Genomic DNA, 14,540 nt, shown 5'->3' with positions numbered 1-14,540 from the left:
GGTCAGGAAATGCCGAGTTCGTCGTCCAGCGCGGCGAACAGCTCGTCGTCCGTCGCCTCGTCCAGACTCCCCTCCGAACCCGTGGCGATTTCCTCGTTGTCGCGCCATTTCCGGAGCAGCGCCTCCAGTCGGGCGGTGATCCGGGGCCGGGAGCCGTTCACATCCGTGGCGTGCAGCGACGCCTCCAGCCGGCCGATCTCGGCGAACAGCTGCTGGGCCGGGTCGAACTCGCCCGGCTGGAGCAGTTCGCGCAGGTGCTCGGCGACGTCCTTGGAGGTGGGGTAGTCGAAGACCAGCGTGGCCGGCAACTGGAGGCCGGTGGCCAGGCCGAGCTGTTTGCGCAGTTCGACGGCGGTCAGCGAGTCGAAGCCCAGCTCCTTGAACGCCCGGTCCGGCTCGATGATCGTCGACGCGTCGTGGCCGAGCACCGCCGCGACGTGCTTGCCGACGAGGTCGAGCAGCAGCCGTTCGCGGTCCGCTTCGGGCAGCTCGGCCAGCCGTTCGCGGATCGAGGTGTCGGCCTGCTGCTGCCGGGCCGGCATGCGGACCAGGCCGCGCAGCAGCGTCGGCAGGCCCTCGGGCCGGGCCCGTAGCGATGCCTTGTCCAGCTTCAACGGGACGGTGAGCGAGCCGTCCACCGTGAGCGCCTGGTCGAACAGCGGCCCGATCTCGTCGGAGGTGATCACCGGGGTTCCCATGCGGCGCATGCGTTCCGCGTAGGCCTCGTCGCCGTTGTCCAGCGGACCGAAGGCGATCGCCTTGGCATTGTGCTTCTCGGCCAGGGAGTTCAGGTAGCCGGTGGCGGCGGCGAAGTTGGCCTGGCCGGTGCCGAGGAGCAGGCTCGTCGCCGACGAGACGAGGATCAGGTTGGCGTCACGGTGGTTCCAGGCGCCGTCGACGGTGGCCAGCACGCTGTGCAGCTGATCGTCGGTCATGTCGGCGAGCAGGGCGTTGTCGGTGCGCGACTCGGCGTGGATCACCGTGTCGACCTTGCGCTTGCCGGGCTTGTGCAGGACCTTCACGCCCCTGGCGGTCAGGTGGTCGGCGATGGCCTTGCCGATGCCCTCCTTGCCGCCGGTGATCAGCACGGTGTCGCCTATCTTGCGGTCGCTTCCGGGCGGCGCGGCAGCGAGCCGCGGCACGAGAATCTTGCCGTCGCGGATCCTCAACTCGGGTTCGCCGGTGTCGACGGCCTTCTTGGCCTCCACGCTGCCGTCGGTGTCAACGAGCACGAACCGGCCCGGGCTTTCCTCCTGCGCCGACCGGATCAGGCCCCACAGCGCGCCGTTGTGACCGGTGAGCACAAGTTTGCCCTCGTATGCCCTGATCAGGTGCAGTAGCTGCGTCGCGGCGATCTCGGCGTCGGCGGGCGTGCCGTCGGCCGGGCACGCCACGTGCACGACGTCCGGGGCTTCGAGGGTCGGCAACCACTCGGACCAGTCGGCGAGGGGCAGCTCGGCCGACCACGTCTCGTCGGTGGGACGGGCAGTCGGCGCGGCGACCCAGTCGATCTTGTACAGGTCGTTGCCGATGTTGGCCAGTTGGTCGGCGGTGATCGGCCGGTACTCGATGCCCTGGATGGTCGCCACCGGGCCGCTGTCGTCGGCCAGCGTGACGGTGCCGTTGATTCGCGCACGGATGGCGGAGGTTCCCGCGCGGTGGACGGCGATTCCCTTGTAGGAAGCGGGGAACACCGTGTCGTTGAGCGTGGGCTGGAGGGCCGTTTCCAGCAGGGCCGGGTGCAGCGCGAACCGGTCATCGGCGTCGGGGACCGTGACCTCGGCGAAGATGTCGTCGCCGGCCCGCACCGCCCGGATGCCCTGGAACGCCGGCCCGTAGCCGAAGCCCAGGGCGAGCGGGTCGAGGTCGATCGGCGTGCCGGCCGGCATGTCGAACGTCTCGCCGGCCGGCGCACCCGTGCCGAGAATGCCTGTCGCGTGCCGGATCCAGCCGTCCTCGCCGCGGGAGTAGACGCTGACCCTGTTGTCGCCGGCGACGACCTGGATCGCCACGTCGCCGTTCTCGGGCAGCACCAGCGGGGTTTCGAGGGTGAGCTCCTCGATCAGGTCGTAGCCGGTGCGGGCGGCCGCTTGCAGCGCCAGCTCGACGAAACCGGCGCCGGGGAACAGGATGCTGCCCAGCACGTCGTGATCGGCCAGCCACGGCTGGGTTTCCGGCGACAACCGGCCGGTGAGCACCACGCCGTTGCCCTCCGCGGCCGGGATGGCCGCGCCGAGCAGCGGGTGGTCCACCGAGTCCAGGCCGGCGGAGTTCACGTCGGCGCCGTCGGAGATCACCGAGTTGACCCAGAAGTGCTGGTGCTGGAACGGGTAGGTCGGCAGCTCGACGCGGCGCGCCTCCCGGCCGGCGAAGAACTTCGCCCAGTCGACGTGCACGCCGTTCACCCAGGCCTGCGCGACGCCGGCGACCAGCCCGCGCTCCTGGTCCCGGTCGCGCCGCTGGGTGGCGACGAAGGCGCCGTCGTCGAGGCAGCCCTGCGCCAGGCCGGTCAGCACACCGTCCGGCCCGATCTCCACGAACTTGGTCACGCCCTGCTCATTCAGGCTGGTGACCGCGTCGGCGAACCGGACCGCCGCCCGCACGTGGTTGACCCAGTACTCGGGCTGGTGCCATTCCCCGCCACCGGCGGAGGTCGTGACGACCTGGATCCTCGGCTCGGCGAAGGTCAGCGTTTCCACGACGCTCCGGAACTCGTCGAGCATCGGCTCCATCAGCGGCGAGTGGAACGCGTGCGACACCTTCAACCGCGAGGTCTTGCGCCCCTTGGCCTCGAACTCCGCCTGGATCGCGAGCACGGCATCTTCAACACCGGAGATCACCACCGACTGCGGGCCGTTGATCGCGGCGATCCCCACGCCGTCGACCAGGGTGATCTCGTCCTCGGTGGCCTGAATGGCGACCATCGCGCCGCCGGCCGGCAACGCCTGCATCAACCGGCCCCGAGCCGACACCAGCTTCCGGGCATCCTCAAGCGAAACAACCCCGGCGACATGCGCCGCCGCGACCTCGCCGATCGAGTGACCTGCGACGAAGTCCGGCTTCATCCCCCACGACTCCAGCAGCCGGTACAGCGCCACCTCGAACGCGAACAACGCAGGCTGGGCGTTGCCGGTCTGGTTCAACGCCTCCTGGTCATCACCCCAGACGACGTCGCCATCGATCGCCGCGTCCCAGGCCGCCGCGAACACCGGGAACTTCTCGTACAGCTCCCGGCCCATGCCGATCCGCTGCGACCCCTGACCGGTGAACAGGAACGCCGTCAGCCCCTGCCCGGCGACCGCATCCGTGATGTCGACCAGGCCCCGGGTCAGGCCGTCCCGGTCCTCGGCGACGAACGCCGCGCGGTGCTCCAGCGGGGCCCGCAGCGTCGCCAGCGAGTAGGCGACGTCCAGCGGTTCGCCGTTCCCCAAGAAATTCAACGCTGCGGACAGTTGTGCGGCCTGTGCCTTGAGGCCGTCGGCCGTCTTCGCGGAGACGATCACCGGCACCGGGCGCGGGGCGATCTCCCGCTCCGGCACCTCCTGAACCGCCTGCTCGATGATCACGTGGGCGTTGGTGCCGGAGATGCCGAACGACGAGATGCCCGCCCTGCGCGGGCGATCCACCGCCGGCCACTCCCGCGCCTCGGTGAGCAGCTCGATGTTGCCGGCGGTCCAGTCGACGTGCGGGGTCGGCACGTCCACGTGCAGGGTCTTGGGCAGCACCCCGTGCCGCATCGCCATGATCATCTTGATGATGCCGGCGACACCGGCGGCCGACTGGGTGTGGCCCATGTTGGACTTGATCGACCCCAGCCACAGGGGCTCGGTGCGGTTCTGGCCGTAGGTCGCCAGAAGTGCCTGCGCCTCAATGGGATCGCCCAGGGTGGTGCCGGTGCCGTGCGCCTCGACGGTGTCGACATCGGCGGCGGCGAGCCCGGCGTTGGCCAGCGCCTGCTGGATCACCCGCTGCTGCGCGGGACCGTTCGGCGCGGTCAGACCGTTGGAGGCGCCGTCCTGGTTGATCGCGGAACCCTTCACCACGGCCAGGACGTTGTGACCGTTGCGCTGGGCGTCGGAGAGCCGCTCGATCAGGATCAGGCCGACGCCCTCGCCCCAGCCGGTGCCGTCCGTCGCTCCGGCGAAGGACTTGCAGCGGCCGTCCGGCGAAAGCCCGCGCTGCTTGCTGAACTCCACGAACGTCTCCGGCGTCGCCATCACCGCGACACCGCCGGCCAGCGCCAGCGAGCACTCACCGGTCCGCAGCGCCTGGATGGCCCAGTGCAGAGCCACCAGCGACGACGAGCAGGCGGTGTCGATCGTGACCGCCGGGCCCTCGAAGCCGAACGTGTAGGAAACGCGGCCGGAGGCGATGGAACCCGTGTTGTTGTTGACCTTGTAGTCGTGGTACATCATGCCGGCGAACACGCCGGTGTCGCTGCCGCGCAACGGTCCCGGGTCGATGCCGGCGCTCTCGAACGTCTCCCACGCGGTCTCCAGCAGCAGCCGCTGCTGGGGGTCCATCTCCAGCGCGTCGATCGGGCTGACGCCGAAGAATCCCGGGTCGAACAGCGCGGCGTCGTGCAGGAAGGCACCCCGCTTGGTGTACGTGGTGTTGGGGCGCTCGCCGCTCGGGTCGTAGATCCGCTCGGTGTCCCAGCCGCGGTCGGTCGGGAAGTCGGTGACCGCGTCCACGCCGTTGACCACCAACTGCCACAGGTCCTCCGGCGAGGTCACCCCGCCGGGGTATCGGCAGGCCATGCCGACGATTGCGATCGGTTCGTCCGAAGTGGACTTCGCGCGGGCCTTGGTCGTCTTGGCCGCGCCGGCGAACGTGGTGACCAGGTACCCGGCGACGGCGCGGGTGGTCGGGTAGTCGAAGACCAGGGTGGCCGGCAGCCGCAGGCCGGTCTCGGCGCCGAGCTGGTTGCGGAGCTCGACGGCCGACAGCGAGTCGAAGCCCAGTTCGTTGAACGCGCGGTCCGGGTCGACGGCGTCGACGGTCGCGTGCCCGAGCACGTCGGCGACATGCTTGCGTACCAAGGCAACCAGCAGCCGCTCCCGCTCGCCGGTGTCGAGGCCGGCGAGCCGGCGCTCCAGCGACGAGCCACCGCCGGCGGTCCGCCGCGTCGGGACCCGCACCAGGCCGTGCAGGATCGGCGGTTGCACCGCGGCCTGCGCGCGGAGCGTGCTCAGGTCGAGCCGGAACGGCACCACCGTGGCGAGGCCGGCCTTGAGCGCGCTGTCGAACAGGCCAATGCCTTCTTCCGGCAGCAGGACCGGCATGCCGGCGCGCTCCAGGCGCTGGAGGTCGGCGGCGGTGAGCAGGTCGGCCATGCCGCCGACCTGCGCCCACGGTCCCCACGCCAGCGACACCGCCGGCTGCCCGTTCGCCCGCCGGTGCTCGGCGAGGGCGTCCAGGAAGACGTTGGCGGCAGCGTAGTTCGCCTGCGCGGTGCCGCCGAAAGTGCCGGCGACCGACGAGAACAGCACGAACGCCTTGAGGTCGCCGGCGAGTTCGTGCAGGTGACGGGCGGCGTCGGCCTTGGGGGCGAACACCGTGCGGAACCGGTCGGCGTCCAGCGCGGAGACCACGCCGTCGTCGAGCACGCCGGCCGCGTGCACGATGCCGCTGAGCCGCGGAATTCCCTTGAGCAGCGCGGCAACCGCGTCCCGGTCGGCGACATCGCAGGCCTTCACGGCCACCGAAGCGCCGAGGGCCTCCAGTTCCCGCGTCAGCTCGGCGGCACCGGGGGCGTCCGCGCCGCGCCGGCTGGTCAGCACCAGGTTGGCCACGCCTTGAGACGCGAGGTGCTTGGCGAACAGCGCGCCGAGACCGCTGAGGCCGCCGGTGATCAGCACGGTGTCACCGAATTCGGTGCTGCCGTTGAGTTCCGTCACGCGGGCCAGGCGCGGCACCCGGAGTTCGCCGCCGCGCACCGAGACTTCCGGCTCGCCGAGGGCGATCGCCGCGGTGACGTCGTCGCCGTCGGTGTCGATCAGGCCGAAGCGCCCGGGGTTCTCGGCGATCGCCGACCGGACCAGGCCCCAGACCGGCGCCACGTCGAGGTCGACGGCGTCGGTGTCGACGGCGTTGCGCGTGACGAACACCAGCCGGTTGTCGGCGTTGCTGTCGTCGGCGAGCCAGTCCTGCACGCGGCCGAGAACGTGTTCCAGCGCGTTGTCGGGCGGCACGACCTCGATCGTCGCCTCCTCGGTGCCGGATACCGGGACCGGCGTCCAGACGACGTGGAAGAGCGAATCGTGCTGGCGGTCGACGCTGAGCTGCTCGGTCGACACCGCCCGCGACACCAGGGAGTCGACGGACAGGATCGGGTCGCCGGTGATGTCCGTGACCAGCACGGACACCGAGTCGTCGCCGGTGCGGCGGATCCGCACGCGCAGCTCGGACGCGCCGGCGCGGTGCAGGGTGACGCCGTTCCAGGCGAACGGGAGCTGGGTGTCGCCGGACTCCTCGATCGCGACCAGTTGCGCGTGCAGGGCCGAGTCGAGCAGCGCCGGGTGGATGCCGTAGCGCTCCGCGTCGGCCCCCGCCGGCAGCGCGACTTCGGCGTACGTGTCGTCGCCGTCGAACCAGGCCGCCTTGAGCCCCTGGAACATCGGGCCGTAGGCGTACCCCTGATCGGCGAGGTTCTCGTACGCCCCGTCGAGGTCGGCGGCGTCGCCGGGCGGCGGCCACTCGTCGAGGGTTTCGGGTACGGCGGCCTCCGTGTCGAGCACGCCGGTGGCGTGCCGTGTCCACTCGCGGTCGTCGATACGGGAGTAGATGCCGACGTTGCGGGCGCCGTCGACAACCACCTGCACCGCGACGCCGCCGCGTTCCGGCAGAATCAGCGGCGCCTCGAGGGTCAGCTCCTGCACCACATCGCAGCCGACGTGGTGGCCGGCCTGCAACGCCAGCTCCACAAAGGCGGTGCCCGGCAACAGAAGCGCGCCGAGGACGTCGTGATCCCCCAGCCACGGCTGGGTTTCCACCGACAGCCGGCCCGTGAGCACCACGCCGTCCGTCTCCGCGGAGGCGACCGCCGCGCCGAGCAGCGGGTGCTGCACCGCGATCTGCCCCACCGACGTCACGTCGCCGCCGGAGTTCGCCGACGTCATCCAGAACGTCTGCCGCTGGAAGGCGTACGTGGGCAGCTCCGTGCGCCGCGCGCCGGTGCCGTCGAAGAACTTCGCCCAGTCGACGATCACGCCGTTCGCCCAGGCCTGCGCGATGCCGGCGACGAGCTCCCGCTCCTGGGGCCGCTCGCGGCGCTGGGTGGCGACGAACACCGCGTCCTCGACACAGTTCGCCCCCATGCCGGCCAGCACCCCGTCCGGTCCGACCTCGACGAACTTCGTCACGCCCTGCGCGTTGAGGCTGGTCACCGCGTCGGCGAACCGGACCGCCGCCCGCACGTGGTTGACCCAGTACTCCGGCTCGGTCCACGCCCCGCCACCGGCGGAGGTCGTGACAACGCCCAGCTCCGGCTCGGCGAAGGTCAGCGTTTCCACGACGGCTCGGAACTCGTCGAGCATCGGCTCCATCAGCGGCGAGTGGAACGCGTGCGACACCTTCAACCGCGTCGCCTTGCGCCCCTTGGCCTCGAACTCCGCCTTGATCGCGAGCACGGCATCTTCAACACCGGAGATCACCACCGACTGCGGGCCGTTCACCGCGGCGATGCCGACGCCGTCGACCAGCGTGATCTCGTCCTCGGTGGCCTGGACGGCGACCATCGCGCCACCGGCCGGCAACGCCTGCATCAACCGCCCACGGGCACTGACCAGCGCCTTCGCATCCTCCAGCGACAGGACTCCGGCCACATGCGCCGCCGCGATCTCACCCACGGAGTGACCTGCGACGAAGTCCGGCTTCATCCCCCACGACTCCAGCAGCCGGTACAGCGCCACCTCGAACGCGAAGAGGGCAGGCTGCGCATTGCCGGTCTGGTTGAGGGCTTCTTGGTCCTCACCCCAGGCAACGTCGCCATCGATCGCCGCATCCCAGGCGGCCGCGAACACCGGGAACGCCGCGTGCAGCTCGCGGCCCATGCCGATGCGCTGGGAACCCTGACCGGTGAACAGGAACGCCGTCCTCCCCGGGCGCACCGCCCCGGCCACGAAGTTCTCCCGGTCGAGGCCGACGCCCCGGTGGTCGAACGCCACCCTCTCCACCGCCAGCGTGTATGCAATATCCAGCAGACTGCCGCCCGCATCCGAAAGCCCGGCGATCTGGCCGGCCAGCGCCTCGGGGGTCTTGCCCGACACCAGCAGGGGCACGACTCGGGACGACTCGGCGGGGGCCGGCTCGGCCGCCGGCACCTGCTCGACGATCACGTGCGCGTTGGTGCCGCTCAACCCGAACGACGAGATGCCCGCCCGGCGGGGCCGATCGACCGACGGCCACGGCCGCGACTCGGTCAGCAGCCGGACATTGCCGGCGGCCCAATCCACATGGGGCGTGGGCTCGTCGACGTGCAAGGTCTTGGGCAGCAGGCCGTGCCGCATCGCCATGACCATCTTGATGATGCCGGCGACACCGGCCGCCGCCTGGGAGTGGCCCATGTTGGACTTGATCGACCCCAGCCACAGCGGCTCCGACCGATCCTGACCGTAGGTCGCGAGCAGGGCCTGCGCCTCGATGGGGTCGCCGAGCTTGGTGCCGGTGCCGTGCGCCTCCACGGTGTCCACATCGGACGTGTCGAGGCCGGCATTGGCCAGCGCCTGACGGATGACCCGCTGCTGCGCGGGACCGTTGGGGGCGGTGAGGCCGTTGGAGGCGCCGTCCTGGTTGACGGCGGAACCGCGAATCACGGCGACGATGGGGTGCCCGAGCCGCTCGGCGTCGGACTTGCGCTCGACGAGGATCAGGCCGACACCCTCGGACCAGCCGGTGCCGTCGGCCGCGCCGGCGAACGACTTGCAGCGGCCGTCGGCGGAAAGTCCGCGCTGGGTGGAGAAGTCGATGAGCATCTCGGGCGTCGCCATCACGGCCACGCCGCCGGCCAGCGCCAGCGAGCACTCCCCCGACCGCAGCGCCTGAATCGCCAGGTGCAGCGCCACCAGCGACGACGAACACGCCGTGTCGACAGTGACGGCCGGGCCCTCGAAGCCGAAGCTGTACGAGACACGGCCGGACGCGATGGCGCCGGAGGCGCTGTTCAGGGCGTAGTCGTGGTACATCATGCCGGTGAACACGCCGGTCGAAGAGCCCTTGAGCGACCGGGGATCAATGCCGGCGCGCTCGAACGTCTCCCACGCGGTCTCCAGCAGCAGCCGCTGCTGCGGGTCCATCAGCACGGCCTCGCGCGGGCTGATGCCGAAGAAGTCGGCGTCGAACTCGGCTGCGTCGTGGAGGAAGCCGCCGTCGCGCGCGTACGTCTTGTTGGGCTTGCCGGGCTCCGGGTCGAACAGGTTGGCCAGGTCCCAGCCGCGATTCGTGGGGAACGGGCCGACGGTGTCGCCGCCGTCGGCGACCAGCCGCCACAGGTCCTCGGGCGAGTTGACGCCGCCCGGATAGTGGCAGGCCATGCCGACGATGACGATCGGGTCGTCGTCCAGCGGCGACACCGCCCGAACCGCGGTGACGGCCTTGGCGCCACCGAGCTTCTCGCGCAGGTACTCCGACACCGAGCGGGAGGTCGGGTAGTCGAACACGAGCGTCGCCGGCAGCCGCAGGCCGGTCTCGCCGCCGAGCAGGTTGCGAAGCTCAACGGACGCAAGGGAATCGAAGCCCAGCTCCTGGAACGCGCGGTCCGGCTCGATCGCGTCGGTGGACGCGTGCCCGAGCACCGCGGCGACGTGCTTGCGCACCAGGTCCAGCAGCGCGTCGTCGCTGAGGTCGGCCAGCGAGCTGCCCGTGACCGAACCGGCTCGCGCCGCCTGCCGCTGCGGCACGCGCACCAGGCCACGCAGCACGTGCGGCACCTCGCGGGTGCGCAACGTGGCGAGATCGAGCTTGACCGGCACGACGTTCGCGGAACCGGAGTCCAGGGAGGCATCGAACAGCGACAGGCCCTCGGCCTCGGACAACGCCGGCAGGCCGGACTTCCGCATCCGCTCCAGGTCTGTATCGCCGAGCTCGGCCCCGAGCCCTGCCTCGACGCCCCACAGCCCGTACGCCAGGGAGGTCGCCGGCAGCCCGAGCGCCCGCCGGTGCTGGGCCAGGCCGTCCAGGAACACGTTCGCGGCGGCGTAGCTGGCCTGCCCGGCGGCGAGCAACAGGCCACCGACGGAGGAGACCAGCACGAACATGTCCAGGCCGCGGGTCAGCTCGTGCAGGTACCACGCGGCGTCGGCCTTGGGCCGCAGCACCGCGTCCAACTCCTCGGCGGTAACCGCTTGCACCAGGCCGTTCTCGGCGACGCCGGCCGCGTGCACCACGGCCTTCAGGTCGGAAATGCCCTCCAGCAGGAAGGCCAGCGCGTCCCGGTCACTGACGTCGCACGCGGCAACCGTGACGGTGGCGCCGAGTGCCTCCAGCTCGGACTTCAGTGCGGCGGCTCCGGGGGCCTCGATGCCGCGCCGGCTCGTCAGCACCAGGCTGCGGAAACCCCTTTCCGCCACCAGATGCCGGGCGAACAGCGCACCGAGGCCGCCGGTGCCACCGGTGACCAGGGCCGTGCCGTCGGCTGCCCCAGAGTCAATCGATACAGAGCCGGCGGTGGCGGCCACTCGGGCCAGCCGCGGGACGAACACCGACCCGCCGCGCACCGCGACTTCCGGCTCACCCAGAGCCAAAGCCGCCGCGACATCGTCGGAATCGGTGTCCACCAGGACAAAACGGCCGGGGTTCTCCGCCTGCGCGGCGCGGACGATGCCCCACACCGGGGCGATCGCCAGGTCTATGTCCTCGCCGCCGACGGAAACCGCGCCACGGGTGACGAAGGCGACCCGGTCCTCGCCAACGAGCGCCGCACGGATGCGTTCCAACACAACGGAGGCCACCGTGCGGACGCCGTCGAGCACGTCGCCCTCAGCCGACACGACGTGCTCGACGACAACATCGGGATCGACAGCCGATCCCGAAACCGCGGGCTGCCACACCAACTCGTACAGCGGCTCGGCGGAGGAAAGCTGCGCGGGGGTCACCGGCCGCGACGCCAGGGACGCCACCGTCAGCACCGGCTGACCGGTCAAATCCGCCACGGTAAGGGAAAGACCGCCGTCAGCGGGCGCCATCCGCACCCGCAGCGCCGACGCACCGGCGGCGTGCAGCGACACGCCGCCCCACGAGAACGGCAACTCCGTGTCGCCGTCTCCCAACAGTTCCCCGTGCATCGCCGAGTCGAGCAGCGCCGGGTGCAGCCCGAACCGCTCCGCCTCGGCGCCCTCGGGCAGCGCCACCTCCGCGAACATCTCGTCGCCGCGCCGCCACACCGCCTTCAGCCCCTGGAACACCGGGCCGTAGGCGTAACCACGGCCGAGGAGCTGGTCGTACGCACCGTCGATGTCGACGCGCGAAGCGCCGGCCGGCGGCCACTCGGCCAGCTCCGCAACCGGGACCGACGCACCCACCGTGAGGATGCCGAGAGCGTGCCGCGTCCACGGCAGCCCAGAGTCGGCATTAAGGGGGTCCTCGACGCGCGAGTGCACGCTCACCTGGCGGGCGCCGTCCGCGTCGGCCGCGCCCACCACCACCTGGATCGCCACGCCGCCACGCTCGGGCAGCACCAGCGGCGCCTCCAAGGTCAGTTCCTCCACCAGGTCGCAGCCGACGTGGTCGCCGGCCTGGATCGCCAGCTCCAAAAACGCCGTGCCGGGCAGGATCACCGTGCCCAGCACGTCGTGATCGGCCAGCCAGGGCTGGGTCTGGGTGGACAGCCGGCCGGTCAGCACGACGCCGTCGCCCTCGGGTGCGGCGACCACCGCGGCCAGCAGCGGGTGCTCGACCGGCGCCAGGCCGGCCGAGCCCAGGTCCGAACCCTGCGTCCAGACCGAGTTCACCCAGAACCGCTGGTGCTGGAAGGCATACGTCGGCAGGTCGGCGCGCTGCGCGCCCCGCCCGGCGAAGAACGCCTCCCAGTCCACCGGCACACCGTGGGCCCACGCCTGCGCGACGCCCGCGACCAGCTCGCGCTCCTGGGCCCGACCACGCCGTTGCGTGGCAACGAAAACCGCGTCCTCGACGCAGTTCGCGGCCATCCCGGTCAGCACCCCGTCGGGCCCGACCTCCACGAACCGCGTCACGCCCTCCGCCCTGAGCCCCAGCACCGCGTCCGCGAACCGCACCGCCTCGCGGACATGCCCGACCCAGTACTCCGGCTCGCTCCACCGCCCGCCGCCGGCCGACGTGGTGACCACCGGCAACGACGGCTCGTTGAACGTCAGGCCGGCGACGACACTCCGGAACTCCGCCAGCATCGGCTCCATCAGCGGCGAGTGGAACGCGTGCGACACCTTCAGCCGGGACGTCTTGCGCCCCAACGCCTCGAACTCCGCCTTGATCTCCAGCACGGCCGCTTCGTCACCGGAGATCACCACCGACTGCGGACCGTTCACCGCCGCGATCCCGACCCCGGGCCGCAGCACAACCTCGTCCTCGGCCGCCTGTAAGGCAACCATCGCACCGCCGGCCGGCAGCGCCTGCATCAACCGTCCCCGCGCGGACACCAACGTCCGCGCATCCTCCAGCGACAACACCCCGGCGACATGCGCCGCCGCGATCTCACCCACCGAGTGACCGGCCACGAAGTCCGGCTTGACGCCCCAGGACTCCAGCAGCCGGAACAGCGCCACCTCGAACGCGAACAGCGCGGGCTGGGCGTTTCCGGTCTGGTTCAACGCCTCCTGGTCGTCGCCCCACACCGCGTCGCAGTCGATCGCGGCGTCCCAGGCCTCGGCGAACACCGGGAACGCCGCGTGCAGCTCCCGCCCCATGCCGATCTGCTGTGCACCCTGACCGGTGAACAGGAATGCCGTCTTCCCGGCGTCGGCCGTCACCCCGGCCACGCCGGCAAGCCCGGACACGAGCTCGTCCAGCGACGAGCCGACGACCACCGCGCGCTGTTCCATCGCGGCCCGGCCGGTCGCCAGCGTGTACGCCACATCCACCGGAAGCGTATCCACGGTGGACAAGCGAGAAGCCTGATCCGTCAAGGCCGCGGCGGTCTTGCCGGAGAGAATCCACGGCACCGGTCGCGGATCGACGGAGCGCTCGACGGCCTCGACGACCGGAGCCTGCTCGATGATCACGTGCGCGTTCGTGCCGGAGATGCCGAAGGAGGAGACGCCCGCGCGACGCGGGCGCTCCACCGCGGGCCACGCCCGGGACTCCGTCAACAGCTCAACCGAACCCGCAGTCCAGTCGACGTGCGAACTCGGCGAGTCCACGTGCAGAGTCCTCGGCAGCACGCCGTGCCGGATCGCCATGACCATCTTGATGATCCCGGCGACGCCGGCGGCCGCCTGCGTGTGCCCCATGTTCGACTTGATCGACCCCAGCCACAGGGGCTCCGTGCGTTCCTGCCCGTACACCGCCAGCAGGGCCTGCGCCTCGATCGGATCACCGAGCGTCGTGCCGGTGCCGTGGGCCTCGACGACGTCCACATCGGACGGACCGATGCCGGCCGACGCCAATGCCTGACGGATCACCCGCCGCTGCGACGGGCCGTTCGGCGCGGTGATGCCGTTCGACGCCCCGTCCTGGTTGACGGCACTTCCCCGCACCACGGCCAGAATCGGGTAGCCCAGCCGCTGCGCGTCGGACAACCGCGCCAGCAGCAGCATGCCGGCGCCCTCGCCCCAGCCGACGCCGTCGGCACCGTCGGCGAACGCCCGGCAGCGACCGGTCGGCGACAATCCGCGCTGGCGGGAGAACTCGACGAACGTCTCCAGTGTCGCCATCACGGTAACGCCGCCGGCCAGCGCCAGCGCGCAGTCACCGGCCCGCAGAGCGCGAATCGCCTGATGCAGGGCAACGAGCGACGACGAGCAGGCGGTGTCCACAGTGACCGCCGGGCCTTCAAGCCCCAGGGTGTACGAGACGCGGCCGGACACCATGCTGCCGTCCGAGGTGCCGGCGCCGTAGTCGTGGTACATGACGCCGGCGAACACGCCGGTGCGGCTGCCCTTCAGCGACGTCGGGTCGATGCCGGCCCGCTCCAACGCCTCCCACGCCGTCTCCAGCAGCAACCGTTGCTGCGGGTCCATTTCCGCCGCCTCGCGCGGGCTGATGCGGAACAGCTCCGCGTCGAAGCCGCCGGCGTCGTCGAGGAAGGACCCGTCCCTGGAGTAGATCTTGCCCGGGGCGCCGGGCGTGGGGTCGTAGCTGCCGTCCAGGTCCCAGAACCGGTCCGTGGGCATGGATCCCACGGTGTCCACCTCGTCGACCACCAGCTGCCACAGGTCCTCCGGGGAGCCCACCCCGCCCGGGAATCGGCAGCCCATGCTGACGATCGCGATCGGTTCCTGCTCGCGCCGCTCGGCGTCGGCCAGCCGCTTGCGGGCCTCCCGCAGATCGGACGTCGCTCGCTTGAGGTAGTCGAGAAGCTTCTCCTCGTTGGACACCCCACGCCACCCCATCAGTTCGATCGGAGA

1 protein-coding gene is annotated in these 14,540 nt (G+C 71.2%); it reads right to left on the bottom strand.

Annotated features, from left to right (window positions below):
• Nucleotides 1-2 precede the first annotated feature (2 nt).
• Nucleotides 3-14,510: a type I polyketide synthase gene (locus BCF44_RS58475; protein WP_281283083.1), complete on the bottom strand. Its 14,508-nt coding sequence runs from the start codon at nt 14,508-14,510 to the stop codon at nt 3-5.
• Between the last annotated feature and the right edge of the window lie 30 nt (nt 14,511-14,540).

Origin of the sequence: Kutzneria buriramensis (assembly GCF_003387475.1) — a bacterium.
Taxonomy (GTDB): Bacteria; Actinomycetota; Actinomycetes; order Mycobacteriales; family Pseudonocardiaceae; genus Kutzneria; species Kutzneria buriramensis.
This window is presented reverse-complemented; position numbering and strand designations above follow the sequence as displayed.